The organism is Curtobacterium poinsettiae (genome assembly GCF_047226435.1).
GTDB lineage: Bacteria > Actinomycetota > Actinomycetes > Actinomycetales > Microbacteriaceae > Curtobacterium > Curtobacterium poinsettiae.
The window spans coordinates 2315187-2341099 of the sequence record NZ_CP178434.1 but is presented as its reverse complement, the minus strand read 5'-3'; the positions used below and the strand labels follow the sequence as shown (position 1 = coordinate 2341099).

Here is a 25913-nt window from a genome sequence, read left to right as displayed (position 1 = left end):
CACCGCCGTCGTCCGGTCACCGCCACGATCGTGGTCGTGCCCCCTGACGACGCCCCCACCCCGTGGCGTGACGCCCTGCTCGCCGTGCTCGGACTGTTCCTCCCCGTCGCCTGCCTGGGCTGCGGCCGCCCGGACCGCGCACTCTGCCCGCCGTGCCGCGCGGCGCTCGACGCACGCCCCGGGCGCGTCCGGCTCGTCGCCGGCGTCCGGCTCGACGCCGCCTTCGAGTACGAGGGGCTGGTCCGCACCCTGGTCCTCGAGCTGAAGCTGCGCGGCCGGGTCGACGTCGCCCGTCCGCTCGGTGGCCGGTTCGGTGCACTCGTCCGGACGGCGCTCGCCGCGGCACCGGACGGCACCGTGGTGCTCCGCGTCCCGCCGTCCCGTGCGGGTGCCCGGCGCCGCGGGTTCGACCCGGTGGTGCTCCTGCTCGCCCGCGGCGGTGTCCGGCGGACGGGGCGGCTCGTCCGGACCCGGGCCGGACGCCGGGGTGCGGGGCCCGGGCAGAAGGAACGATCGGCGGTGGAGCGGGTCGCCGCCACCGTCGGCACCCTGCGCGCGGTCGGGGTCGCCGGCCGCCACGTGGTGCTCGTCGACGACGTCGTCACGACCGGCGTGACGATGGCCGAGGGTGTCCGCGCCGTGCGGTCGGCGGGTGGTCGGGTGGTGCGCTGCGTCGCCCTGGCGAGCGTCGACGACTGACGGCTCCGTGAACACCCGGTGTCCACTGTGCGTCCGGTGAGTGTCCGACAGACTCGCCGACGCCCCGTGACGCCGAGGGTGCGCCGGGTCTAGCCTCGCGGCAAGGCGTTCGGGTCGCCGGACGGAGGCGACGCGCCGACACTGGATGGGAGCCGCCACATGGACGTGACGATCACGGGCCGGAACGTCGGGGTCACCGACCGTTTCCGCACCTACGTCGAGCAGAAGTCCGAGAAGATCGACGTGCTCGCCGACCGCGCCCTCGCCTTCGAGGTGCGCATCAGCCGCCACCACGAGAAGTCGAGCGGCAGCCAGGGCGAGGACCGCGTGGAGCTCACGCTGATCGGGCCGGGGCCGCTCGTGCGGGCCGAGTCCGCGGCGTCGGACAAGTACGCCGCCTTCGACCTCGCCTTCGCGCGGATCATGGAGCGCCTCCGTCGGGCGCGTGACCGCCGCAAGGTGCACCACGGCCGCCACCGTCCCACCTCGGTCGCCGAGGCCGCCGGCAGTGCGTTCGACGGCATGGGTGTCGTCCCCGCCGACGGCAAGCTCATCGAGGAGGTCGCGACCGGTGCGGTCCCGGTCGTCGACCAGGACACCGCCGAGGACGAGAACGAGGTGTACAGCCCGGTCGTCATCCGGCACAAGGTGTTCGAGGCCGCCCCGATGACGGTCGACGACGCCCTCTACCACATGGAACTCGTCGGGCACGACTTCTACCTGTTCCTCGACGCGGAGACCCGTCGTCCGAGCGTCGTCTACCGACGGAAGGGCTGGGACTACGGCGTGATCGGGATCGACGAGGTGCCCGCCGGCCAGGCGCAGGCCTCGGCCACGGCGGACTCCGACGCGGAGCGCGCAGCGGCGATCGCCTGACGTCCTCGCGGAGCCTCCGGTTCCGCTCCGTGTGCGCGGTCCGTTCGCGGGCCGCGCACACCCGTGTCCGCGGCAGCCGCGGCGCTCACAGCGCCGAGCGTTCGCGGGTTGCTAGCATGACTGGTCGATCGGGCGTGCAGGTCGCGCGCGACGACCCCGTAAGGAGTTCACGTGGCAAACGTGCTGGAGAAGGTCCTCCGCATCGGCGAAGGACGAACCCTCCGTCGGCTGAAGGCGTACGCCTCGGCCATCAACGACCTCGAGGACGACTTCTCGAGCCTCACCGACGAGGAACTCCACGGCGAGACCAAGGAGCTGCGCGAGCGGTACGCCAACGGCGAGACCCTCGACGACCTCCTGCCCGAGGCGTTCGCCGCCGTGCGTGAAGCCGCGAAGCGCACCCTGGGCATGCGGCACTTCGACGTGCAGCTCATGGGTGGCGCGGCCCTGCACCTCGGCAACATCGCCGAGATGAAGACCGGTGAGGGCAAGACCCTCGTCGCGACGACCGCCGCGTACCTCAACGCGATCCCGTCGCGCGGCGTGCACGTCATCACGGTCAACGACTACCTGGCCTCGTACCAGTCCGAGATCATGGGCCGCGTCTTCCGCGCGCTCGGCATGACCACCGGCTGCATCATCGCGAACCAGAGCCCGCCCGAGCGTCGCGAGCAGTACGCCGCCGACATCACCTACGGCACGAACAACGAGTTCGGCTTCGACTACCTGCGCGACAACATGGCGTGGCAGGCCTCCGACATGGTGCAGCGCGGCCACTTCTTCGCCGTCGTGGACGAGGTCGACTCGATCCTCATCGACGAGGCCCGGACGCCGCTCATCATCTCCGGTCCGTCGTCGGGCGAGGCCAACCGGTGGTTCACCGAGTTCGCCTCGATCGCCACGCGCCTGACCCCGGGCGAGGACTACGAGGTCGACGAGAAGAAGCGCACCGTCGGCGTCCTCGAGCCCGGCATCGAGAAGGTCGAGGACTACCTCGGCATCGACAACCTGTACGAGTCGGCGAACACCCCGCTCATCTCGTTCCTGAACAACTCCATCAAGGCCGTCGCCCTGTTCAAGAAGGACAAGGACTACGTCGTGATGAACGGCGAGGTGCTCATCGTCGACGAGCACACCGGCCGCATCCTGATGGGCCGCCGCTACAACGAGGGCATCCACCAGGCGATCGAGGCCAAGGAAGGCGTCGAGGTCAAGGCCGAGAACCAGACCCTCGCCACCGTCACGCTGCAGAACTACTTCCGCCTGTACCAGAAGCTCTCCGGCATGACCGGTACCGCCGAGACCGAGGCGGCCGAGTTCATGTCGACCTACAAGCTCGGCGTCGTCGCCATCCCGACGAACAAGCCGATGCAGCGCATCGACCAGACGGACCTCGTCTACAAGAACGAGAAGTCGAAGTTCGAGCAGGTCGCCGAGGACATCGCGGAGCGTCACGAGAAGGGCCAGCCCGTCCTCGTCGGTACCACGAGCGTCGAGAAGTCCGAGTACCTGTCGAAGCTCCTCGCCAAGCAGGGTGTGAAGCACGAGGTCCTCAACGCGAAGAACCACGCCCGTGAAGCCGCGATCGTCGCCCAGGCCGGTCGCTTCGGCGCCGTGACCGTCGCGACGAACATGGCCGGTCGTGGTACCGACATCATGCTCGGTGGCAACGCGGAGTTCCTCGCCGTGCAGGAGATGCACGCGAAGGGCCTGTCGCCGACCGAGACCCCCGACGAGTACGAAGCCGCGTGGGACGACGTGTTCGCCCGCGTCAAGGCCGAGGTCGAGGAAGAGGGCGACAAGGTCCGCGCAGTCGGCGGCCTGTACGTGCTCGGCACCGAGCGCCACGAGTCGCGACGCATCGACAACCAGCTGCGTGGTCGTTCCGGCCGCCAGGGTGACCCGGGCGAGAGCCGCTTCTACCTGTCGCTGACCGACGACCTGATGCGCCTGTTCAACTCCGGTGCCGCCGAGAGCCTGATGGGCCGCTCGAACGTCCCCGACGACCTGGCGATCGAGAACAAGCTCGTCGGCCGCGCGATCCGGTCCGCCCAGTCTCAGGTCGAGGGCCGCAACGCCGAGATCCGCAAGAACGTCCTGAAGTACGACGACGTCCTGAACCGTCAGCGTGAGGCGATCTACAGCGACCGCCGCCACATCCTCGAGGGCGACGACCTGCACGACCGCGCGCAGGCGTTCCTCAAGGCGGTCATCGACGACGTCATCGACACCCACACGGGCGAAGGCTCCCCGGACGACTGGGACCTCGACGCCATGTGGACCGAGCTCGGCACCCTCTACCCGATCTCGATCTCCATCGACGAGGTCATCACCGAGGCCGGCTCGAAGGGCAAGGCGTCGCGTGACTTCCTGGCCCGCGAGATCCTCTCCGACGCCAAGCTGGCCTACCAGCAGCGTGAAGAACTCCTCGGCGACGAGGCGATGCGCGAGCTCGAGCGTCGTGTGGTGCTCTCGGTGATCGACCGCCGCTGGCGCGACCACCTGTACGAGATGGACTACCTGAAGGACGGCATCGGCCTCCGCGCGATGGCGCAGCGTGACCCGCTGGTCGAGTACCAGCGCGAGGGCTACGCACTGTTCCAGACGATGATGGGGCAGATCCGCGAAGAGTCCGTCGGCTACCTGTTCAACCTCGAGGTCCAGGTGCAGTCCGACGGCGAGAACGCGGTCATCGAGGCCAAGGGGCTCGGCGAGGACGAGGTCTCCGGCCTCGAGTACTCGGCACCGTCCATCGACGGCGAGGTCGAGGTCCGCGACGAGAAGGGACGCCTCGAGCAGGCCGCCACCGCTCGTGCGCAGCGCGCCCAGGCCGAGGCCGAAGCGGCTGCCGAGCCGGAGCAGGGCTCCGCGTTCGGCAACGCGGCCACGGCCTCCGGTCAGGCTGCGGCGAGCAACCGCGCCGAGCGTCGACAGGCCACCAAGAAGAACTAGCGTCCCGCGCGCGAGCGATGCGTGCCGCCTGCCGGATCGGAGGCCCGTGGCGGCGCCGCCACGCGCCTCCAGGTCGGCAGCGGGCGCGCCTACAGGACGCCGATGGCGGTCGCCTGCCACCGACCGTGCCGCGTCTCGAGCCGCATCGCGACCGCTCGCGCGTGGCTGCGCGTGTGCACGATGACCGTTGCCTCTGCGACGCCGTCCGCGGGGCGGCAGACCAGGACGCTGCCGACCCGGAGCACCGGGCGCCCTCGGGCCCGCTGGCCGGATCCCCGGGCGTGCGCCGCCACCGCGGCCCGCTGCTGCAGGTGTCGCTGCACGTCATCGCTGATCCACCGGGCGATGCTGTCGACCTCGCGTGCCCCGGTGAGCACCTCGGCGACGCAGAGCCCGAGCGCCCGAGCGGTCGACTCGGGCTCCGGGGGACCGGACGCCGCGGCTGGTTCCGGTGCCGGTTCCACGATCCGCAGGGGCGGTGGGTGCACCGCCGTCGTCTCGTGATCGATGCGGCGTGCCTGCTCTGCCACCCCTGCCCCTTCCGTCGTTGGAGCGAGCGTATGGGGCGTACGACATACGAAATACAACGCTGTCTCCCCTGTGGAGAGGGCGACGTTCTCCACAAGGCGGCGGACCTAGACTGGCTGGGTGTCGACCCTCAGTGACCTCGTCCTCGCGCAAGGCCGTTCCTCGGAAGCAGACGTGGAGTGGCTCCACCTGCTCGTGGGGGACTGGCAGCTCCTCGCTGACCTGTCCTTCGCCGACATGGTGCTCTGGGTCCCGACCGCCGAGGACGGCTCGTTCGTGGCCGTCGCGCACGCCCGCCCGAGCTCCGCGGCGACGCTGTTCTACCGGGACATCGTCGGGCAGGAGATCCGCGAGGAGTGGCGCGGCCAGGTGACCGAGAGCTTCGCTGGTTCCCGCGTCGTCGACTCCGCCGAGCCGGACTGGTACGAGGACACCCCGACCCGCGTCCGCGCGATCCCGGTGCTCCGCCGCCTGAGCCCGAAGAGCGCCGAGACCACCGAACGGCCGATCGCCGTCGTGACCCGGCACTCCAACCAGGACGAGATGCGGACCCCGAGCCGCCAGGAGCTCAACTTCACCGCGAGCGCGAACGACCTGTTCGGCATGATCGCGACCGGTGACTTCCCCGACCTCGGCGCACCGGCGGGCCCCCGCCGTGGGGCGCCCCGCGCCAGCGACGGCCTGCTGCGCCTGGACACCGCCGGCACCGTGACGTTCGCGAGCCCGAACGGCCTGAGCGCCTTCAACCGGATGGGCTTCGAGGGGGAACTCGAGCGGAAGTCCCTCGCCGAGGTCACCACCGAGCTCATCGGCGCCCAGCTCGACGTCGACGAGTCCCTGCCGCTCGTGGTCACCGGCCGGGCGCCGTGGCGGGCCGACATCGAGTCGAAGGGGGTCACAGTGTCGCTCCGCTCGATCCCGCTCCGCGACCACGGTGAGCGCATCGGCGCCATCGTGCTCTGCCGCGACGTGTCCGAGCTGCGGCACCAGGAGCGCGAGCTCATCACCAAGGACGCCACGATCCGCGAGATCCACCACCGCGTGAAGAACAACCTGCAGACCGTCGCCTCCCTGCTGCGGATCCAGGCACGACGCACACACTCGGACGAAGCGCGGACCTCGCTGCAGAACGCCATGCGCCGTGTCGCCGCCATCGCCGTCGTGCACGACACGCTGTCGAGCGGCCTCAGCCAGACGGTGGACTTCGACGAGGTGTTCGACTCGGTCCTCAAGTTGGTCACCGAGGTCGCCGCGTCGCACAACACGACCGTGCACCCGAAGAAGACCGGTGAGTTCGGGGTGCTGCCCTCCGAGGCCGCGACGCCGCTCGCCCTCGGCCTCACCGAACTCGTGACGAACGCCGTCGAGCACGGGCTGGACGGCCGCGACGGTGAGGTCGAGATCGTCGCCCGCCGTTTCGACGACCACCTGGAGATCGAGGTCCGCGACAACGGCGTCGGGCTCCCCGAGGGCAAGGTCGGGTCGGGCCTCGGGACGCAGATCGTCCGCACGCTCATCCAGGGCGAGCTCGGCGGCACCATCGACTGGCACACGCTGACGGGCAGCGGCACCGAGGTGACGATCAGCATCCCGTTCCGCTGGCTGACCGCCCCCGCCGCCTAGTCCGAGCGCCGCACAACACCGGTGTTCACCGGTCGAACACCCATGTCCCGGTGTTCGATGCGTGAACACCGGTGTTGTGCATGACGACCCTCGCGCATGCCGATCCCCGCGCGCACGACGACGCCCGCCGTCCCCGAAGGGACGACGGGCGTCGTGGTGTCAGACGACCGGGGTCAGGACGCGCGGCGGGCGCGAGCGGCGCGACGCTTCAGCGCACGACGCTCGTCCTCGCTGAGACCACCCCAGACACCCGAGTCCTGGTTGTTCTCGAGTGCGTACTGCAGGCACATCTCGGTGACCGTGCAACGCGCACAGACCGACTTGGCCTTCTCGATCTGGTCGACGGCGGGCCCGGTGTTCCCGACGGGGAAGAAGAGCTCGGGGTCTGCGGTGAGGCAGGCAGCCTTGTCACGCCAGTCCATGTGTGGTGCTCCTTGATGTCGATGCTCGAACGGCAGGCCGGGGCCGTGGTTCGGGGGATCGGAACGCTGACCATGCATGAGGCATGGAGGGGACAACTGTGGGGAGGAGTCCGCATGAAGCGAATCTGACGCCCGCGAGACGCTCGGGGGAGGAGCGATGAACCACGGGAGACGCACACCACATCGTGCCGTCCAAACGACCTCCAATATCGTTCCATACTGGTAGGGCCAAATCAAGGGTTCCGATGCTGGAGGATCACTGTGCACGACGACACCCCGAACGACACCGAACCCTCCGCCCCCGTCGCGCGCCGGTCGCCGGCGATGCTGGGGTTGCTCGTCGTGGTCGGCCTCGAGTTCCTCGCACTGGTGGTCGTGACCGTCGTGCTGATCGTCGAACTGCTCGTCGCGCCGGCCACGAGCATCGCGTCGGGCATCGCCCTCACCGTCCTCGTCGCCATCGCTGCGCTCTGGCTCGGTGCGCTGCTGAACGGCCTGTGGCACGGCCGGTCGTGGGTGCGCTCGGGCATCATCGTCTGGCAGGTCCTGCAGGGCGCCATCGCGATCGGAGCGTTCCAGGGCGTCTTCCGGGTCGCCGCGGTCGGCTGGGTGCTGCTCATCCCGGCCCTGCTCGGCATCACGCTGGTGCTGTCGCGGTCGGTGACGGCCGCGCTCGCGCGCCCGGTCGAGTAGACGGTCTGGTCCGCCACACACAGGAGGCCCGGTGCCGGTTCTCGGAACCGGCACCGGGCCTCCGGTGCGTGGCCGGCTCTCAGACCAGGCCGAGCTTCTTCCGCAGGCTCGCCACGTGCCCGGTGGCCTTGACGTTGTAGAGCGGCAGCTGCACGGCGCCGTCCTCGCCGACCACGATCGTGGAGCGGATCGTGCCGGTGACGATCTTGCCGTAGTTGTTCTTCTCGCCCCAGGCTGCGTACGCCTTGTGCACGGCGAGGTCGGGGTCGCTCAGCAGCGGGAAGGTCAGCGCCTGCTCGTGCTGGAACGTCTTGAGCTTCGCCTGGTCGTCCTTCGAGACGCCGAGCACCTCGTAGCCGGCGGCCTGCAGCGAGGACATGTTGTCGCGGAAGTCACAGGCCTCGGTGGTGCAGCCCGGGGTGGAGGCCGCCGGGTAGAAGTACACGATGACCTTCTTGCCGCGCAGGGCGGCCAGGGAGTGCTGGACGCCGTCCTGGTCGGGCAGCGTGAAGTCGGGGGCGGTGTCGCCGGGGACGAGACGGTCGGTCATGGTGCTCCTGTTCGCGTCGTGCGCCCGCGAGTGGTCGTGGGCGCGCGAAACCCATGCTATTGTTGATTCCCGTTGCGGCACGGAAGCCGGAACATGCACCTCTAGCTCAATTGGCAGAGCAACTGACTCTTAATCAGTGGGTTCTCGGTTCAAGTCCGAGGGGGTGCACCGCAGGACGAACGCCCCGGCTCATCGAGTCGGGGCGTTCGTGCGTTCCAGGGGTCTTCGCGCTCCGGCACCTGGACACGCCCGAGGTGCGCCGGAGCGCAGAAGTCAGTCCGGACCGGGCTTCGGTCGGACCGGACGTCAGCCGGTGGGGACGTTAACGATCCGTTCCTCGCCGACGACGGGTTCGAGCGCGCCGGCCGACGCCGCGGCGAGGTCGGCGGTCAGCGCCCCGAGCGCGTCGTGGGGGACCCACACCTCGAAGGTCGCCGCCTGCCCGTACTCGGTCGGGCCGAGCGTCGCGTGGTGGTGCCGGACCCAGTCGCGCAGCACGTTGTCGAGCCGCCCGGCATCGGCGTGGTCGACGTCGAAGCGCACCTGCGTCAGGGCCTCGCGACGAACGGGCACGGCGGTGTCGAGCGCTTCGGAGACCGAGGTCGAGTAGGCCCGGACGAGCCCGCCCGCGCCGAGCTTCACCCCGCCGAAGTAGCGCGTGACGACCACGACGACGTCGGTCAGGTCGCGGCGGCGCAGGACCTCGAGCATCGGGACGCCGGCCGTGCCCGAGGGTTCCCCGTCGTCCGAGGAGCGGGCCTGGTCACCGAGCACGCCCGTGACCATCGCCGTGCAGTTGTGCCGGGCGTCCCAGTACCGTCGGCGGACCTCGGCGATCACGCGGTCGGCGTCCTCGACGCCGGACACGGGCGCCACGGTGGTGATGAAGCGCGACTTCGTGATGACGATCTCGTGCTCGACGCGTGCCGCGACGGTGGCGGGGAAGCGGCGGGGCATGCCCACGAGGGTAACGGCGCGGTGTCGGGTGTCCGCGCTAGCATGGCGTCCACGCGCCGGACCGACACCCCGCGCGGACACGGCTGGGGAGGAGTCCGAGATGGACACGGGTGATCTGAAGGGCGGGGCGCTCGACGCCGCCGAGCTCGCGCGCCGCCTCAACCTGCTCCTCGACTTCGAGGAGTCCCAGCGCGGTGCCCCCGTGCCGTTCGCCTCGATCGAGGAGTACGTCGCGGCCCACGGCGGCTCCCTGTCCCGGGCCAAGTGGACCTACATGCTCTCCGGCGACGGCCGCCGCAACCGCGACACCGAGCTCCTGCGCCTGCTGGCCGGGTTCTTCGAGGTCGACGAACGCTTCCTGCTCGAGGACAGCGAGGTACCGGAACGCATCGGCGCCCAGCTCGCCCTCGTCCGGTCCCTGCGGTCCGCCCGCGTGAGCGGCTTCGCGGCGCGGACCTTCCCCGGCGAACTGTCGCCCGACGCGCTCCGACGCATCGCCGAGGTGCTCGAGGAGGAATCGCAGCGGGGGAGCGTCGCATGACCGACGCGCTCGTCGACGCGTTCTGGGCTCGTGGTGCGGCAGAGGGCTGGTCGGACGTCGACCAGGCCGTCGCTGCCGCGGCCGACGTCGTCGGCAAGCCGATCGTGGTGCGCGAGGAGTCGTTCCTGGCTGCCGAGCCCGTCTGCGGCTTCGTGGCCACGCTCGACCACGCGCACCTCGTGATGATCTCGCCGACCGCGTCGCCGACCTTCCGGTCGTTCGTCATCGGCCACGAGCTCGGCCACGTCCTGCACCGGCACCAGGAGCACGCCCCGCAGAGCGCCTACATCCGCGACGTCATCCCCGACCTGCCCGAGTACAAGGTCGAACGGGCGCTGGCCCGTGGGCTGTTCTCGAACACGTACGAGCACGAGGCCGAGGTCTTCGCCGACCGCCTGGCCACCGTGATCCGCCAGCACCGCGGCCGCCCGAGTGCCTTCCGCGGGGTCTTCGGGTGATCATCGCCGTCGTCCAGGCGGTGCTGCTCCTCGTCGGGACGATCGTGCTGCTGGTCCTGCAGCGCGGGCAGGACCGCACCCTCGCGTTCACGTTCCTGCTCTTCGCCGCCACCATCGTCACGAACGTCGACCCGCTGTACCGCTGGCTCGATCCGCGGCTCGGTGGGTTCAACGTCGTGACCGTGATCAGCGACTGCCTCATGGTGGCCGGCACGAGCACGCTGCTGTGGGGCGTGGCGAAGGCGGTCGGGGCGGCACGACCCTGGCTCCGGAACGCGGTCCTGGTGTCCTTCGTGGTGGTGATCGTGGTGGTCCTCGTCGCGTTCACCGTGCTCGACAAGCCCGCGACCACGACGACCTTCATGCTCGACGCCGGTTCGCACCCGGCGGCCACGGTCTACTCGATCGCGCAGACCGTCTACCTCGGTGTGGCACTCGGCGCGACGGGGTTCATCTGCGTGCTGCGCCTGCGTGAGGCCCGGACGACCACGGACCTGGTGGGGTTGTGGGTCCTGATCCTCGGCGGTGTCCTCGGGGTCGTCCGCATGGTCGTGGTCGTCGTGATGGACGTCGCCCACGTCGTCGGCGACCTGCAGGTCACGCACGCGCTCTCGCTGCCCTACGACGTCACCACGCCGGGAGCGGTGCTGTGCGTGGCGTCCGGGATGCTCCTGCTCGTGTTCGGGCACCGGATCTCGCGCCGAGGCCGTGCCCGCAGGGTGGACGCCGCGCTGCAGCGTCTGGCGCCCCTGCACGAGCGGCTCGGGGTGGACAACGCCTACCCGCCGACCGACGACCCCGCGACGCTCCTCAGCCGCCGCATCGTCGAGATCAACGACGGGGTCCGCGGTGCACGGGCGTCCCTGACCGAGTCGGAGCGTGCCGTCCTCGCCGATGCCGAGGCCGCCCTCGAGACCGCGTAGCCGTTCGGTGCTCGACGCTGTGGGGCATGCCGTGTACAGTCTGTAGCAAGTGCTACAGATCCTGTGGCCTCGCCGGGTCGGGACTCGGCCGCGTTGGGGGCGGCCGAGCACCACCTGCCCGGTCTCGTCCCGGTCGTGGGTTGTCTAGGATCGTACCGTGCTCTTCTTCGCCGCAGTCGTCCTGTTCCTCGGTGCCGTGTTCAACGTCATCACCTGGCCGCGCTTCTTCCAGCGCGTCGCGAAGGACACGCGTGCCCGTGACGCCGCCGGCAAGCCGACGACGTTCTACACGGTGCACCTCGTGCTCCTGCTCGTCGCGCTCGCCATCGCCGTCGCCTCCGTCATCGCGGGGATCCTGCTGCTGGTCTGAGCCCGCGCAGGCGGGCCGCGCGGCCCTGGTCCGGACCACCGCCGGACAGGAGGCGCGTGGCGGTGCCGCCACGGGCCTCCCGTCCGCCCCTGGCCACCATCGCGGCCCGCTTCAGCCCTGCTTCAGCGGGACACGGCAGGATCGGTGCCATGCGTGTGCTGGTGGTCGACGACGAGGTCCGGCTCGCCGACGGGGTGCGCCGCGGGCTCGAAGCCGAGGGGTGGGCGGTCGACGTCGCGAACGACGGCGTGGACGGCCTGTGGCACGCGCGGGAGTTCCGCTACGACGCGATCGTGCTCGACCTGATGATGCCCGGCCTGAGCGGCTGGGCCGTGTGCGCCCAGCTCCGTGCCGACGGTGACTGGACCCCCGTGCTGATGCTGACCGCGAAGGACGGCGAGTGGGACCAGGTCGAGGCACTCGACGCGGGGGCCGACGACTACGTCACGAAGCCGTTCTCGCACCCGGTGCTCGTCGCCCGGCTCCGGGCGCTCGTCCGCCGCGGCGCACGGGAGCGCCCCACGGTGCTGACGCTCGGCGACCTGGTGGTCGACCCCGCGGCGCGCACCGTGGCCCGGGGCGGGACCCAGGTCGAGCTGACGAGCCGCGAGTTCGCCGTGCTCGAGTACCTCGCACGGCACCCGGGGCAGGTGCGGTCGAAGCGGGACGTCATCGAGAACGTCTGGGACGTCGACTTCGAGGGGGACCCGAACATCGTCGAGGTGTACGTCGGGCACCTCCGCCGGAAGCTCGACCGGCCCTTCGGGCGTGCCGCGATCGAGACGGTCCGCGGCGCCGGGTACCGGTTGGCGGCCGACGGTGGCTGACGGGTCGAGCCCGGGCACGCGTCCCGGCGCGCCGACCCGACCACGGCGCTTCCGGTCGGTCCGCGCCCGGACCACCCTCGGCGCGGGGCTCGTCGTGCTCGCGGCCCTGGTCATCGGCGCGGTGGCGTTCGTCGTCGTGCTGCGGCTCGTGCTGCTCGACGGCGTGCGCACCTCGGCCGAGGCCGGGCTCGAGCAGGTGTCCTCCCGGGTCGAGGCGGACGGCGCGTCCGCGGTCACCGACTACGAGGACGTCCTGGTGCAGGTGATCGGCGACGGCGGAGCGGTCCTGGCGCACGGCGAGGACGCCGACGGCGACGCCCTGCCCACCGCCGACGAGTCCCGGTGGTCCCACGACGGTGAACGGTGGCTGCTCGTCGCGGACGACGTGGACCTGCCGGGCGGCGGCGAGGCGACGCTCGTCTACGGCGCCTCGCTCGACCAGGCCGACACCGCGGTCCGCACCGCCGTCGCGCTCCTCGCGGTCGGGGTGCCCGTGCTCGTGCTGCTGCTGGTGGCGGTCACCTGGGCCGTCACCGGGCGGTCGCTGCGGCCCGTGGAGCGGATGCGCACCGAGGTCGAGACGATCCGTGCCGCCCACCCGGACGCTCGGGTCGAGGTGCCGGACACCGGTGACGAGGTCGCGCGGCTCGCGACGACGATGAACGCGATGCTCGACCGCCTCGACCGGTCCGCGGAGAGCCAGCGGCGGTTCGTCTCCGACGCCTCCCACGAGCTCCGGTCACCGATCGCGTCGATCCGGCAGCACGTCGAGGTCGCCGTCGCCCACCCGGAACGCTCCGACGTGGCCGACCTCGCCGACGTCGTCAGGTCCGAGGCGGTGCGGCTGCAGGACCTCGTCGCCGGGCTCCTCGAGCTCTCCCGCCTCGACGAGGGCGGGATCCGGGCACGGCGCCCAGTCGACCTCGACGACCTCGCCCTCGACGCCGTGGCCCGCGCACGAGCACGGGCCACGACCGGGGCAGAGGCCGGGGCATGGTCCGGACCGGACGGCGCCGTGCGCGCGGTCCGGGTGGACGGTTCGGCGATCTCGGCGGCGCGGGTCCTCGGCGACGAGCGCGTGCTGGCCGGAGTGGTCCGGAACCTCGTCGACAACGCCGTCCGGCACGCGAGCACCCGCGTCGCAGTCTCGCTCACCGAGCACGACGGCTCGGCGGTGCTCACGGTGGACGACGACGGCGCCGGCGTGCCCGAGGGCGAGCGGGAACGCGTCTTCGAGCGGTTCGTCCGTCTCGACGAGGCCCGCAGCCGCGATGCCGGCGGCGCGGGCCTCGGGCTCGCCATCGTGCGGGATGCCGTCCGTGCGCACGGTGGCGACGCGACCGTCGTCGCGTCGCCGCTCGGCGGCGCCCGGTTCGTCGTCCGCATCGCACTCGGCGGCTGAACAGGTCGCTTCAGGCCTGCTTCAGCACCCCGACGAGATGCTCGTCACATGAACTTCCGCACCCAGCACCAGAAGCCCTCCGCCCGCCGCGTCGCCGCGTTCGCCGCCCTGCCGATCGTGGCGGCCCTCGCCCTCACCGGTTGCGCCAGCGACGACTCCGACGACGACACGGGCTCGGCCGGCTCCGGCTCGGTCGGCTCGTCGGCCACGGACTCCGCCGGCAGCGGCAGCGGCACCGGCTCGTCCTCGCCCGGCGCGGCGGCGGTCGGCTCGAACAAGGCCCTGCTCGCAGCGGTCGCCACCGCACGCGGCGAGGTCGGCTCGGGCACCGTCATCTCGGTCGAGCAGGAGCAGGGCGCCTCCGCCTACGAGGTCCTCGTCGTGACGAAGGACGGCACCGAGCACGAGGTGCACACGAACGCCGACGGCACCTCGGTCGCCGGCACCCCGCAGACCGAAGCCGGCGACGCGGACGACACGGCCGAGCACGAGCGCTTCGTCGCAGCCGCCGACCTGAGCGTCAAGCAGGCCGTCGACGCCTTCCAGGACCTGCACGCCGGGACCGTCACCGAGCTCGGGCTCGACGACCACGTCGGCACGGTGGTCTGGGAGGGCGACGTGCTCGACTCGTCCGGCACGAAGCACAGCGTGCGCATCGACGCCGGCTCCGGTGACGTCGTCACCGACCGCGTCGACACCGACGACTGACCCTGCGCCCTCAGGACTCCAGCGGGGGCCCGAGCACCTTCCGGATCGCCAGCGCAGCGAGCTGCTCGTCCGGGGTGTCGAGCAGCACCCGGTAGGTCTCCTGCTCCGCGACGAACTCGACGCAGACCGCGTCCTCGTCGCACGGCCCGAGGCGCCACCCCTGCACGGCGTCCATCGGCACCACCGTGCGTGCCTCGCGCTGGTAGTCGGTCTCGGCCTCGAGCCGGTCCGCGAACACCCGGAGGCGTCCGAACGCACCCCGCCAGCTGAGCTGCAGGTCGAGGGTGGGGGAAACAGAACGGTCCGGCACCCGCTGATGGTAGCGACGGGTGCCGGACCGTTCGTGATCGCGCGGTGCGGCCTTGCGTTCCGGGGACAACCGGGGCGTGCTAGACCCCGTCTCCGTTCCGGTCGTCGTCACGGCGGACCTGGGCAGCCGGGTTGCGGACGCCGATCGGGTACGGACCCGTGACGCCCTCGCGCAGGGCGGCGATGCGCAGGATGCGGTCGCGCTGCAGGAACCAGCCGACGATGAGCAGCGGGATGATGACCACGAGGGACGCGATCGTGTACGTGCCGACCGGGTAGTCGATCGCCATCAGGACGATGACCGAGGCGAGGAACGCCAGGGTCAGCCAGGCGGTGACCGGAGCGCCGGGCAGCTTGAACGAGGGTTCCTTCGCCAGACCCTGCTTGGCCCACTGGCGCAGCCGCATCTGGCACAGGATGATCGTGCCCCACGCGGTGATGATGCCGAGACTGGCGATGTTCAGCGCGATCTCGAACGCCTGCTTCGGGACGAAGTAGTTGAGCACGACACCCGCGACGGTGAAGGCCGCCGTGAGCAGGATGCCGGCGTACGGCACACCGCCCTTCGACATCTTCGTGGTCCACTTCGGCGCGGACCCGTTCATGCCCATCGAGTGCAGCGCCCGGCCGGTCGAGTACAGGCCCGCGTTCAGCGACGACAACGCGGCGGTGAGCACGACGAAGTTCATGATGCCGCCGACGATCGCGCCGACGTGCGGGTTGCCGAGCGACGAGAAGAACGTCACGAACGGGCTCTCGCCGTCCTTGTACGAGGTGTACGGCAGCAGCAGGGAGAGCAGGACGATCGACCCGACGTAGAACACCGCGATGCGGAAGACGACGGAGTTGATCGCACGCGGGATGACCTTCTCGGCGTTCTGCGTCTCACCCGATGCCGTGCCGACGAGTTCGATCGCGGCGTAGGCGAAGACGACGCCCTGGATCACGATCACCGCGGGGAGCAGCCCCTTCGGGAACAGCCCGCCGTTGTCACCCCAGATCGTGAACCCGGTCCGGACGGCCTCGCCACCGGCCTCGACGGGGAACGCGAAGACGAGCCAGACGATCGCGACGACCAGGAACGCCACCAGCGCGGCCACCTTGATCAGGGCGAACCAGAACTCGAGCTCGCCGAACACCTTCACGGCGACCATGTTCGCCGCGAGGACGACGATCAGGGCGATCAGTGCGAGCAGCCACTGCGGCGCCGCGGTGAAGGCGGACCAGTACTGCAGGTAGATCGCGACGGCGGTGGTGTCGACGATGGAGGTCATCGCCCAGTTCAGGAAGTACATCCAGCCGGCCGCGTACGCGAACTTCTCGCCGTAGAACTCTCGGGCGTACGAGATGAAGGACCCCGAGGACGGCCGGTGCAGCACGAGCTCGCCGAGTGCACGCAGGATGAAGAAGGCGAAGACGCCGGCGACCAGGTACGTCAGCGCGAGCGCGGGGCCCGCGGTGTGCAGTCGTGCGCCGGCACCCAGGAAGAGCCCGGTTCCGATCGCGCCGCCGATCGCGATCATCTGCAGTTGCCGGGGCTTCAGACCGTGCTGGTAGCCCTCCTGCTCGTGCGAGAAGTCGTTCGCCGGCGCTCGGTTCACACCCGTGTCGTTCTGCGCTGTCATGCGCGACAACCTACATGCGCTCCGGACCGGGCCGTCACGCAAACCCCCGTTCCGACGAACGGAAGCTGCTGAACGTCCGCACAGCCGACGGCGGCCCGAACCTGAACGACGGCCGTCGTCCGTTGCTTGCATGGAGGGATGGACATCCTCCTCCGACTGCTCGTCGCGACCGGGTTCGCCCTGCTCGTCACCGCCGTCGTCGCCCTCGTCCTGCACCTGGTCCTGCGGGCGGTCGCGCGCCGGGAACGCTGGGCCGGCGTGCTCTCTCGCCGGACGAAGCACCCGTTCCGGACCGTGCTGCTGGTGGTGCTGCTCTGGATCGCGTTCACCTCGAGCATCCCGCGGGACCCCGACGCCTACCCGTGGCGGGACGAGGTCGTGCACGGCTTCCTCATCGTCACGATCGCGGTCGGCTGCTGGCTCGCGTGCCACGTCGCGATCTTCCTCGAGGACCTCGGGCTGCACCGCTTCCGCATCGACGTGCCCGACAACCGGCAGGCGCGCCGCATCCGCACCCAGGTGCTCATCATCCGTCGGCTCACGGTCGCCCTGCTCGTCATCATCGCCGTCGGAGCGATCCTGCTGACCTTCGACGGGGTCGAGGCGGCGGGCGCGAGCGTGCTCGCCAGCGCCGGCCTCATCTCCGTCGTCGCGGGCCTCGCCGCGCAGTCCACACTCGGCAACGTGTTCGCCGGCATGCAGCTCGCCTTCTCCGGGTCGATCCGGGTGGACGACGTCGTCGTGGTCGAGCAGCAGTGGGGGCGGATCGAGGAGATCACGCTGACCTACGTCGTCGTGCACCTGTGGGACGACCGGCGGTTCGTGCTGCCGTCGACGTACTTCACGAGCACCCCGTTCGAGAACTGGACGCGGACCGGCAGCGAGCTCCTCGGCGCCGTCGAGTTCGACCTCGACTGGCGGGTGAGCCCGGCCGACATGCGCGCCGAGCTCGACCGGATCCTCAAGACGTCGACGATCTGGGACCGCCGGGTCAAGGTGCTCCAGGTCACCGACGCCGTCGGGGGACTGGTCCGCGTCCGCATCCTCGTGACGGCGCCGGACGCCGGCGGCCTGTTCGACCTGCGCTGCTACGTCCGCGAGGAGATGGTCGAGTGGATCCAGCGCACCCACCCGGATGCCCTGCCGGTCCAGCGGGTGCAGCTCACCGAGCCGACCGCACCGGCCCTGCGCCGACGCGGACGCGGTCGCGCGACCGAGGGCGACTCGCAGCTGTTCGGCGACGACGAGCGCGGAGCGCTCTTCACCGGACCGATCCAGACCTCCGGCATCCCGGATTCCGAGCGCTGACCCGGTTGCGGCACCGGTTGCCGTGGACGGCACGGAAGACGGACGGGAGGCCCGGTGCCAGCTGGCACGCCTCCCTCGTAGGCTCGGTCGGCGCGCCCCGCGCAACGCTTCGCGTCGCCGCTGAGCGGGGCGCGCCCGTCCGTCCGTCCGTCAGTGGGTCGCGACCGCGGCCCCTTCGGCCTTCCGACCTACTGGCGCGCCTTGACGGCGCGGTCGTCCTCGACGACCGTGCCGATGGCCACGATGGTGGTGGCGATCCACGCGACCCAGGTCAGCGCGAGCCGCCAGTCACGCGGTCCTTGTCGGGTGGTCTGCAGCACGCTGTAGCCGCTGATGAGCGAACTCCACACCGCACCGTTGAACATGAACTTGCGCACAGAGGCCTCCTGTCGTCGTGCTGACAACGCTACCGGCCCGTACATTGGAGCGCCGCCGGTCACCCGGCCGCGGCACCGGGTGAAGGAGCGTTCGTGCGTCAAGCGGTCATCGGAGCGGCCCTGCTCGTGGTCGGCGCGGTCTGCGTCGTGTTCGGGTTGCTGCCCCTCGACGACCTCGCCGTGCTCGCCGACCGGGTCCTGCCGGTCCTCGGGTTCGTGCTCGGGCTGACGATCGTCGCCGAGCTCGCTGCGGACGCCGGGGTCTTCGACCGCCTCGCCGACGTCGCCGCCCGGGTCGGTGGCGGGCGCACCATCGGCCTCTGGGGCGCGGTCGTCGTGCTCGCCGTCCTCTGCACCGTCTTCCTGTCGATCGACACCACCGCGGTGCTCCTCACCCCCATCGTGATCTCGCTCGCACGGCGCGTGGGTCTGCCCCCGATGCCGTTCGCGCTGACCACCGTCTGGCTCGCGAACACCGCGTCGCTGCTGCTGCCGGTGTCCAACCTGACCAACCTGCTCGCCGTCGACCGGATGGGGCTCGCCGGCCCGCTGGCCTTCGCCGGACTGATGGCCTGGCCCGCGGTCGCCGGTGTGGTCGTGCCGTGCGTCGTCCTGCTGGTGGTGTTCCGGGGCAAGCTCTTCGGCCGCTACACGCCGGTGTCCGTCCGCAAGCCGAGCGACCCGGTGTCCTTCTGGGCTGCCTCCGCCGTGCTCGTCGCGCTCGTCGTCGCCCTGACCGCCGGGGTGACCGTGTGGATCGCCGCGGTCCTGGCCGCCGTGGTGCTCGTCGTGGTCGCGGCCTTCCGGTCGCCGTCCGAGCTCCGGGTGTCCCGCGTGCCGTGGTCCACCCTGGTGTTCGCCGCCGGGCTCTTCGTGGTGGTCGAGGCGCTCCACACGACCGGCATCACCGACCCGATCGTGCACGCGCTGCAGGGTGGAACCGGCACGGGGCCGCTGCTGCTGCTCGGTGGTGCCGGCGCGGTGGCGGCCAACGGCATCGACAACCTGCCGGCGTACCTGGTGCTCGAACCAGCTGCCGGGCACGAGGCCCTGCGGTACGCGGCACTGCTGATCGGTGTGAACGCCGGTTGCCTCATCACGCCGTGGGCCTCGCTCGCGACGCTGCTGTGGCACGCACGGCTGTCGGCCGAGGGTGTGCACCTGTCGTGGGGCCGGTACATGGCGCTCGGGTGCATCGTGGCGCCGCTCACCGTCGTCGCCGGGGTCCTGGCGCTCGCCCTCTGACGCGGGCGGGGCTGTCGCTCAGAGCCAGTCGCGGGTCTTGAAGACGCGGTAGAGCACGAGCGACGACGCGGTGATGATCGCGAGCGACGCCCAGAGTCCGCTCCAGGCGCCCTCGCCCGGGAACGCGACGTTCTGCCCGAAGAAGCTCGTCACCCCGGTCGGGATCGCGATGATCGCCGCCCAGCTCGTGACCTTCTTCATCACGGTGTTCTGCCGGTTCGATGCCAGGTTCAGGGTCGTCTCCAGCACGCTCGACACGGCGTCGCGGAGCTGTTCGACCGAGTCGGCGATCGAGACGAGGTGGTCCTCGACGTCGCGGAAGTAGGGCCGGATGCCGTTCGAGATCGTCTCCGCGTCGCCGTGCAGCAACGACGCGACGCTGTCCCGCGTCGGCACGACCAGCCGCCGGAGCACCCCGAGGGTCTTGCGGAGCCGGAACGACCGTCGCTGGACCTGCTGCTCACGGGGATCGCCCGGCTCGAACAGGTCGTCCTCGAGCGCATCGATCTGCCGCTCCAGGTCCTCGACGGTGTCGGTGGCCCGGTCGACGACGGCGTCCAGCAGCGCCCACACCAGCCACGGCACGCCGTGTCCGGCCATGTCGGCGTTCGCGCTCAGACGGTGCTCCATCCGGGCGGTGTCGACGTCGGACCCGTGGATCGTGACGAGGGCGCGTTCCGTCACGAACGCCTTGACCTCGTGCGTGATCAGGTTGCCGGCGTCGTCCGTACCGCCCACGTCGTAGACGACCAGGAACAGGCTGTCCCGGTACCGGTCGAGTTTCGGGCGTTGGCCGTGCTCGACGGCGTCCTCGACGGCGAGGGCGTGGATCCCGAGTTCTTCCTCGATCTGCTCGAGGTCGGCCGACGTCGGGTCGGTGTGGTCGATCCACACGAAGGTGTCCGGGTCGGCGACGAGGTCGGAGATCCGGTCGACGGGGAAGTCCCGCTCGACCGTGTCGCCCTTGCACCACGCCCGTGTCCTGACCATGTCCGTCAGCCTACTGAGACGGCCGACCCGCGAGGATCGCGGGTCGGCCGTCGTGGTGCCGGGGAGTCGGTGCAGCGACTCCCGTTCAGCCTGAGCCGATCAGTCGGCTCCTGCTCAGTACGCCGAGACGAGCTTGCCGTCCTCGACCTTCAGGTACTCGCTCACGCTGAACGAGTCCTCGCCGCGCTTCTTGTCACCGAGGTAGGACTTGTAGTCGTACGAGACGCTCCCGTCCTTCGTGCTCGTCACCATCACGGTGCCGGAGCGTGATGCCTCGACCTCCAGCTCGGGCATCGACGTGACGTCGTACCGCACGCCGCCGTCGGCGTCGTACGGTCCGTACCAGGGGCAGCCGCTCAGGGCGCGGAGCTCGGTCTTCTCGGCGCAGTCGTCGATCAGGTCGGACACGTACTGCTCGGCGTCCTGCTCGAGGGCCTTGGTGGCCTTCGGCGCGAAGTCGACGTAGCCGGACGAGACCGCCCCGACGCTCACCTTCTCGGTGCCGCCGGTGAAGTACTTCGACCCGCCGACCGAGACCTCGTAGCTGCCGGGGTAGGCGAGGGACGTGAACTTGCCGTCGCTGATCTTCCCGATCTCCTTGCCGCCGACGGTCACCGGTGCACCCTCGAGCACTTCGGACGCCGTCAGGGTCACCTGCTGGGCGAGCGGCTGCGTGACACGCCACTCGTCCTTCACCAGGAACGAGGTGCCGGTCCGGCGCAACGTCACCTGACCGGAGCGGTTCTTGCCGTCCTGCGTGTAGCTCAGGGTGGCGATCGCCGAGTCCCCGGTCTGGGCGACCCGCCCGACGTGGATGTCGGACGGACGGTCCTTCGCGCTCCGCAGCACCTTCGTGTCGAGCATCGCGGCCTCGTCCGGCACGTCGCTCAGGTCGGCGGCGGTGTCGGCGTCACCGCTGGCGATGGCCTGCACGTACGACTTGACCGTCGGGGCCGGGCCCCACACGTTGGCGCGGAGGACGCTCGTCGTGACCGCACCCGCGACGACGACCACGATCACGGCACCTCCGGCGATGAGCGAACGGACCAGGATCTTCTTGGCCCGCGGGGACATCGGGGCGGGGGCCGGGGCGCCGCCGCCGATGAACGGCTGCGACCCGTACGCCGGCTGGCCGCCGGACTGCGGCTGCGCACCGTAGGGCGGCAGGTTGCCCGCGCCGTAAGGCGGCTGCGACCCGTACGCGGACTGCGGGGCGGACCCGGACGGCGGGTACGACGCCTGCTGGTCGGCGGCCGGGGGAGTGGTCCACGCGGCGGCAGCCGGATCGCCGGCAGCCGCCGGAGCACCCGATGCACCGGGAGCATCCGGCACACCGGGCGCGGCAGGCGCACCGGGAACGGTCTGGTCGGCGGGAGCCGCCGGGGCAGCGGGCATGCCCGTGTCGGCGGGGGCTGCGGCCGGGAACGCCTGTGGCACCACGGGGCGGGGGTCCGCCCCGACCACACGCGACGTGCGGAGCACCACGGCACCGCCGAGACGGGGCAGGAGCACCGGAGCCAGGTACCGGGCGACGACCTCGATCGCGCCACCCCACAGGGCGAAGACGATCGGCGTCCAGGGCGCGATGCCGATCGACCCGGACCCGTCCACCGAACTCGTGCTGCTCACCTGGTACGAGACGACCCCGGTGCCGAGGACGAAGAACAGCAGGCCGAGGGCGAACCACACGAGCGGCGTGACGACCCAGTCCAGCGTCGAGCGCATCCGGTCGTTGCGGCGGACGGCGAGTGCGAGCCCGGCCACGATCGAGGTGACGACGACGAACAGCACGACGAGCCAGGTCCAGCCACCCGCTCCGCCGAACACCGAGGCGGTGTCGCTGGCGGACCCGAAGCCGGACGTGCCCACACCACCGAAGAACCCGAGCGCCGTGAGCCCGATCGCGACGTTGCCGAGCAACAGCGGCAGTGCGGAGCCGTAGGAGGGCTGGGCGATGAGCGCGACGACGATGACGACGACGGCGACCAGCACGACGAGGACCGTCAGCTGCGACGCGGCGACGCGGAGCGTGCCGAGCAGACGGACGGCGAAGACGCTGCGACCGGCGAGCACGGAGGGCCGAGCGAGGAGCGCCGCCAGGGCACCGATGACGAACGCCCCGAGGATGCTGCCGACACCGACGGCGTGCACCGGCTCGATGACCGCACCGGAAACCGACGGGAACCGGATCGCGAACAGTGCGGCCGCGACGTTCGTGAGCACCGTGGTCACCAGACCGGAGACCACCGCGGTGACGAGCACCTGGGAGCGACCGAGTGCACGGCTGCGGATCCGCCGGGTGAGCACGACGGCCAGCACGACCTGCGCGGCGAGCACCAGCGCCGGCACCACGGCGAGCGAGCCCGATCCGGAACCGAGGAACCCGATCGACCCGGACAGGTGCAGCCGGCCGAGGTCGGCGAGGGCGACGAGCTGCGCCGGCGCACCGAGCAGGACGCTCACGCCGGAGAGCAGGGACTCCACGTCGGGGGCCTGACCCGCGCCGAGGTCGGTGCCGGACCCGGTGGACGGAGCGGCCGAACCGCTGCCGCCGGACGCGAGCAGCCCGACGGTGATGAGCAGGGAGAGCCCCGCGACGACGTAGGCCGCGACCCAGCCGCCGACGGCGGCGAGGACGGCCGCCAGCCAGTCGCGACCGGACACGGACCGCAGGAAGCGACCGAACGCATCGGACGGCTGCGCGGCGGGGGCGGGCTGACCCGGCCACTGCTGCGGGCCTCCAGGCTGCTGTTGCTGCTGCCAGGCGGGCTGGCCGTTCCAAGCCGGCTGGCCGGGGCCGGGCTGGCCGCCGGGCTGGCCACCGGGCTGCGACGGCGGGACGGGCTGGTTGGGCGGGTTCTCGCTCACGGCTGGGGGTCCTCTCCGACCGGGAGGCCGGCGCCGCACTCCAGCACCCGTGTCCCCCCGACACGTGCCTGCAGCGTAGCGGAACCGCCGATCGCCCGTGAATGTGCTGTCCCCACGCTGGTAACTTCGGCAGCGCACCCGGCGCAGCACGCCGGACCCGGCACACCACGCCGGCCGACGCACCGACGCACCCGACGCACCCGGCTCCGGCCGGGCGGAACGGAGATCACACCACCCCATGCCTGCAGACCGCACCGAACAGACCCGCTACTCGTTCGTCGTCGCCTCCAACCGTCTCCCGGTGGACCGCGTCGTCGACCAGGACGGCAACGAGGGCTGGCGGCACTCGCCCGGCGGCCTCGTCACCGCCCTCGAACCCGTGATGCGCGCGAACGACGGAGCCTGGGTCGGCTGGGTGGGGCAGGCCGAGGTCGAGGTGGCACCGTTCGACAACGAGGGCATCCACATCGTGCCCGTGCCGCTCTCCGACGACGACGTCGAGGAGTACTACGAGGGCTTCAGCAACGACACGCTCTGGCCGCTGTACCACGACGTCATCGAGCACCCGAGCTACCACCGCGACTGGTGGAACGCGTACAAGCGGGTCAACGAGCGCTTCGCCGAGCAGATCGCCGAGATCGTCGAGCAGGACGGCATCGTCTGGGTGCAGGACTACCAGCTGCAGCTCGTGCCGGCCCTGCTCCGGGCGAAGCGTCCCGACCTGACGATCGGCTTCTTCAACCACATCCCGTTCCCGCCGGTCGGCATCTACGCACAGCTGCCGTGGCGTGCGCAGATCCTCGACGGGCTGCTCGGCGCCGACGTCATCGGCTTCCAGCGTCACGACGACGCCAGCGACTTCCTGCGCGCGGTGCGGCACATCAAGGGCTACACGACCAAGGGCACCACGATCGACGTCCCCGTCGACGACCCGGCCGCCCCGCGCAGCCGAAAGGGCATCACGGTCCGTCACGTCGAGGCACGGCACTTCCCGATCTCGATCGACGCCGAGAGCTTCGAGGCGATCGCCCGCAAGCCCGAGGTGCAGGAGCGTGCGCGGGAGATCCGCGCGAGCCTCGGCAACCCCAAGACGGTGCTGCTCGGCGTCGACCGGCTCGACTACACCAAGGGCATCCGGCACCGCATCAAGGCCTTCGGTGAGCTGGTGGAGGACGGCCGCATCGCGGTCGAGGACGCCACCCTCATCCAGGTCGCGAGCCCGAGCCGCGAGCGTGTCGACTCGTACGCGGCGCTCCGCGACGAGATCGAGCTGAGCGTCGGCCGCATCAACGGCGACCTCGGTGTCATCGGCCACCAGCCGATCTCGTACCTGCACCACGGCTACCCGCGCGAGGAGATGGTGGCGCTGTACCTGGCCGCCGACATCATGCTCGTCACGGCGCTGCGGGACGGCATGAACCTCGTCGCGAAGGAGTACGTCGCCGCCCGGTTCGACAACGACGGCGTGCTGATCCTGTCCGAGTTCGCCGGGGCAGCCGACGAACTCAAGCAGGCCGTGATCGTCAACCCGCACGACATCGGTGCGCTCAAGGACTCGATCGAACGTGCGATCCAGATGCCGCGTCGCGAGCGGTCGACGCGCATGCGTGCGCTCCGCAAGCGGGTCCGCGACAACGACGTTGCGCGCTGGTCGCGCTCGTTCCTCGAGGCGCTCGACCGCCACGCGCCGCGGAACGCCCAGATCGACCCGTCCGCCGCCGACCCGCGCGAGCAGCACCGTGAGGCGCAGACCGACAACATGTCGATCTTCGACCAGGACGCCCAGTCCGCCAGGGCTGCCGAGGACACCCGGGAGGCACGTGATGACTGAGACCACCACCGACCAGTCCGCCATCGACGCGGCCCTCGAGACGCTCGCGGCTGCGCCGCGACTCATCGTCGCCCTCGACTTCGACGGCACGCTGGCCCCCTTCGCCGACGACCCGTCGCAGGTCGGGGCGCTGCCCGGCTCGTGGGCGGCGGTGCTGACCCTGCACCGCGCGAAGGACACCGAGGTGGTGCTGGTGTCCGGGCGTCCCCTCGGCAGCCTCGCCGAGGTGACCCACGCGCCCGAGGACATGGCGCTCGTCGGCTCGCACGGCGTCGAGTGGCGCGTGGACGGCCACGACGAGGCCGCGCTGACGGACGACGAGGTCGATCGTGTCGCACGGATCGGTGCGGCGCTCGACGAGGTCGGGGCACGGTTCCCGGGCGTCGTCATCGAGCACAAGCCCGCCGGGCACGGGGTGCACACCCGACGTGTCTCCGCCGAGGTCGCAGCCGAGGCGGACGCGGCGGCGAGCCGTGCTGCGCACGAGGCCGACCCCGAGGTGCTCGAGCGCGGTGGCAAGGACATCGTCGAGTTCGCGGTGCGGCACGTCACGAAGGGTGACGCCATCGCCCGGCTCCGCGACCTGCACGGCGCCGACGCGGTGTTCTTCGCCGGCGACGACGTCACCGACGAGGACGCCTTCCGCGTGCTCGGCGACGGCGACGTCGGGGTGAAGGTCGGACCGGGCGAGACCCGGGCCGGGTACCGCATCGCCGACCCGGCGGCACTGACCGGGGTCCTGAAGCAGCTGGCGAGGCTGCGCGCCACCCGCTGATAACGGCCCCCGAGCATGAGAAAGCACGGGGGTGGACGGCTGGTATCCCAAACCGT

At 71.1% G+C, this 25913-nt stretch carries 25 protein-coding genes and 1 tRNA gene; 17 read left to right on the top strand and 9 right to left on the bottom strand.

Going from position 1 to position 25913, the window contains the following annotated elements:
* Nucleotides 1-36: 36 nt before the first annotated feature.
* The 3 genes from ACL00U_RS10980 to secA all read left to right on the top strand — a co-directional run bounded on the left by ACL00U_RS10980 (nt 37) and on the right by secA (nt 4527).
* Nucleotides 37-699, top strand: a complete 663-nt coding sequence (locus tag ACL00U_RS10980; protein ID WP_156463840.1) for a ComF family protein — start codon at nt 37-39, stop codon at nt 697-699.
* Between the two features lie 159 nt (nt 700-858).
* The gene (gene hpf, locus ACL00U_RS10975) at nt 859-1575 is read left to right on the top strand and encodes a ribosome hibernation-promoting factor, HPF/YfiA family (RefSeq protein ID WP_017888817.1); all 717 of its coding nucleotides are present in this window, start codon (nt 859-861) and stop codon (nt 1573-1575) included.
* A 171-nt stretch (nt 1576-1746) separates the two neighbouring features.
* Complete coding sequence (gene secA / locus ACL00U_RS10970; protein WP_017888818.1) at nt 1747-4527, top strand: preprotein translocase subunit SecA; 2781 nt, start codon at nt 1747-1749, stop codon at nt 4525-4527.
* A gap of 89 nt (nt 4528-4616) precedes the next feature.
* Here the strand turns inward: secA and ACL00U_RS10965 are convergent, their stop codons facing one another.
* A complete protein-coding gene (locus tag ACL00U_RS10965; RefSeq protein WP_017888819.1) occupies nt 4617-5057 on the bottom strand; it encodes an Rv3235 family protein in 441 nt (146 codons plus the stop codon).
* A 118-nt stretch (nt 5058-5175) separates the two neighbouring features.
* On the opposite strand from ACL00U_RS10965, the gene ACL00U_RS10960 reads away from it, so the two are divergent.
* Complete coding sequence (locus tag ACL00U_RS10960) at nt 5176-6678, top strand: sensor histidine kinase (protein WP_042538784.1); 1503 nt, start codon at nt 5176-5178, stop codon at nt 6676-6678.
* 173 nt (nt 6679-6851) lie between these two features.
* Here the strand turns inward: ACL00U_RS10960 and ACL00U_RS10955 are convergent, their stop codons facing one another.
* Nucleotides 6852-7100 (bottom strand): WhiB family transcriptional regulator, encoded by a 249-nt coding sequence (locus ACL00U_RS10955; protein WP_017888820.1) that lies wholly within the window; start codon nt 7098-7100, stop codon nt 6852-6854.
* 261 nt (nt 7101-7361) lie between these two features.
* Here ACL00U_RS10955 and ACL00U_RS10950 point away from each other — a divergent pair, with 261 nt between their 5' ends.
* Nucleotides 7362-7793 carry a hypothetical protein gene (locus tag ACL00U_RS10950; protein ID WP_056070938.1) on the top strand — a complete coding sequence of 144 codons (432 nt, stop codon included), beginning with the start codon at nt 7362-7364 and terminating at the stop codon, nt 7791-7793.
* Nucleotides 7794-7872: 79 nt separating this feature from the next.
* Here the strand turns inward: ACL00U_RS10950 and bcp are convergent, their stop codons facing one another.
* Nucleotides 7873-8343, bottom strand: coding sequence for a thioredoxin-dependent thiol peroxidase (gene bcp / locus ACL00U_RS10945; protein ID WP_017888822.1), 471 nt, complete (start codon nt 8341-8343; stop codon nt 7873-7875).
* A 95-nt stretch (nt 8344-8438) separates the two neighbouring features.
* On the opposite strand from bcp, the gene ACL00U_RS10940 reads away from it, so the two are divergent.
* Nucleotides 8439-8511 (top strand) — tRNA-Lys (locus ACL00U_RS10940).
* A gap of 138 nt (nt 8512-8649) precedes the next feature.
* Here ACL00U_RS10940 and ACL00U_RS10935 read toward each other — a convergent pair.
* Complete coding sequence (locus ACL00U_RS10935) at nt 8650-9300, bottom strand: YigZ family protein (RefSeq protein ID WP_056071084.1); 651 nt, start codon at nt 9298-9300, stop codon at nt 8650-8652.
* 100 nt (nt 9301-9400) lie between these two features.
* Between ACL00U_RS10935 and ACL00U_RS10930 the strand changes: the two genes are divergently transcribed.
* The 7 genes from ACL00U_RS10930 (at nt 9401) to ACL00U_RS10900 (ending at nt 14529) form a co-directional block, all read left to right on the top strand.
* Nucleotides 9401-9841 carry a hypothetical protein gene (locus tag ACL00U_RS10930; RefSeq protein ID WP_017888824.1) on the top strand — a complete coding sequence of 147 codons (441 nt, stop codon included), beginning with the start codon at nt 9401-9403 and terminating at the stop codon, nt 9839-9841.
* A complete protein-coding gene (locus ACL00U_RS10925; RefSeq protein ID WP_159556636.1) occupies nt 9838-10299 on the top strand; it encodes an ImmA/IrrE family metallo-endopeptidase in 462 nt (153 codons plus the stop codon). The genes ACL00U_RS10930 and ACL00U_RS10925 overlap by 4 nt, the downstream gene beginning before the upstream one ends.
* Nucleotides 10296-11222, top strand: coding sequence for a hypothetical protein (locus ACL00U_RS10920; protein WP_159556634.1), 927 nt, complete (start codon nt 10296-10298; stop codon nt 11220-11222). Before ACL00U_RS10925 ends, ACL00U_RS10920 begins: the two co-directional genes overlap by 4 nt.
* A 157-nt stretch (nt 11223-11379) precedes the next feature.
* Nucleotides 11380-11592, top strand: coding sequence for an SCO4848 family membrane protein (locus ACL00U_RS10915; RefSeq protein WP_412873394.1), 213 nt, complete (start codon nt 11380-11382; stop codon nt 11590-11592).
* A gap of 149 nt (nt 11593-11741) precedes the next feature.
* On the top strand, nt 11742-12419 hold the full coding sequence (locus ACL00U_RS10910; protein WP_017888828.1) for a response regulator transcription factor: 678 nt from the start codon (nt 11742-11744) through the stop codon (nt 12417-12419).
* A complete protein-coding gene (locus ACL00U_RS10905; RefSeq protein WP_412873393.1) occupies nt 12412-13821 on the top strand; it encodes a sensor histidine kinase in 1410 nt (469 codons plus the stop codon). Before ACL00U_RS10910 ends, ACL00U_RS10905 begins: the two co-directional genes overlap by 8 nt.
* 48 nt (nt 13822-13869) lie before the next feature.
* Nucleotides 13870-14529: a PepSY domain-containing protein gene (locus ACL00U_RS10900; RefSeq protein WP_262159625.1), complete on the top strand. Its 660-nt coding sequence runs from the start codon at nt 13870-13872 to the stop codon at nt 14527-14529.
* A gap of 10 nt (nt 14530-14539) precedes the next feature.
* Here ACL00U_RS10900 and ACL00U_RS10895 read toward each other — a convergent pair whose 3' ends face one another.
* The gene (locus ACL00U_RS10895; protein WP_042538775.1) at nt 14540-14839 is read right to left on the bottom strand and encodes a hypothetical protein; all 300 of its coding nucleotides are present in this window, start codon (nt 14837-14839) and stop codon (nt 14540-14542) included.
* Between the two features lie 79 nt (nt 14840-14918).
* The gene (locus ACL00U_RS10890) at nt 14919-16463 is read right to left on the bottom strand and encodes an amino acid permease (RefSeq protein WP_017888832.1); all 1545 of its coding nucleotides are present in this window, start codon (nt 16461-16463) and stop codon (nt 14919-14921) included.
* Between the two features lie 138 nt (nt 16464-16601).
* Between ACL00U_RS10890 and ACL00U_RS10885 the strand changes: the two genes are divergently transcribed.
* Complete coding sequence (locus ACL00U_RS10885) at nt 16602-17771, top strand: mechanosensitive ion channel family protein (protein ID WP_412873392.1); 1170 nt, start codon at nt 16602-16604, stop codon at nt 17769-17771.
* Between the two features lie 188 nt (nt 17772-17959).
* Here ACL00U_RS10885 and ACL00U_RS10880 read toward each other — a convergent pair whose 3' ends face one another.
* Nucleotides 17960-18148, bottom strand: a complete 189-nt coding sequence (locus ACL00U_RS10880; RefSeq protein ID WP_042538771.1) for a hypothetical protein — start codon at nt 18146-18148, stop codon at nt 17960-17962.
* A 93-nt stretch (nt 18149-18241) separates the two neighbouring features.
* Between ACL00U_RS10880 and ACL00U_RS10875 the strand changes: the two genes are divergently transcribed.
* On the top strand, nt 18242-19393 hold the full coding sequence (locus tag ACL00U_RS10875) for an SLC13 family permease (RefSeq protein ID WP_042538770.1): 1152 nt from the start codon (nt 18242-18244) through the stop codon (nt 19391-19393).
* Nucleotides 19394-19411: 18 nt separating this feature from the next.
* Here ACL00U_RS10875 and ACL00U_RS10870 read toward each other — a convergent pair whose 3' ends face one another.
* Both ACL00U_RS10870 and ACL00U_RS10865 read right to left on the bottom strand, forming a co-directional pair.
* Nucleotides 19412-20383: a magnesium transporter CorA family protein gene (locus ACL00U_RS10870; protein WP_042538769.1), complete on the bottom strand. Its 972-nt coding sequence runs from the start codon at nt 20381-20383 to the stop codon at nt 19412-19414.
* Between the two features lie 114 nt (nt 20384-20497).
* The gene (locus ACL00U_RS10865) at nt 20498-23251 is read right to left on the bottom strand and encodes a hypothetical protein (RefSeq protein ID WP_259552767.1); all 2754 of its coding nucleotides are present in this window, start codon (nt 23249-23251) and stop codon (nt 20498-20500) included.
* Nucleotides 23252-23489: 238 nt separating this feature from the next.
* On the opposite strand from ACL00U_RS10865, the gene otsA reads away from it, so the two are divergent.
* Both otsA and otsB read left to right on the top strand, forming a co-directional pair.
* The gene (otsA, locus tag ACL00U_RS10860) at nt 23490-25082 is read left to right on the top strand and encodes an alpha,alpha-trehalose-phosphate synthase (UDP-forming) (protein WP_017888838.1); all 1593 of its coding nucleotides are present in this window, start codon (nt 23490-23492) and stop codon (nt 25080-25082) included.
* The gene (otsB, locus tag ACL00U_RS10855) at nt 25075-25857 is read left to right on the top strand and encodes a trehalose-phosphatase (protein ID WP_017888839.1); all 783 of its coding nucleotides are present in this window, start codon (nt 25075-25077) and stop codon (nt 25855-25857) included. Before otsA ends, otsB begins: the two co-directional genes overlap by 8 nt.
* The last annotated feature ends 56 nt before the right edge of the window (nt 25858-25913 follow it).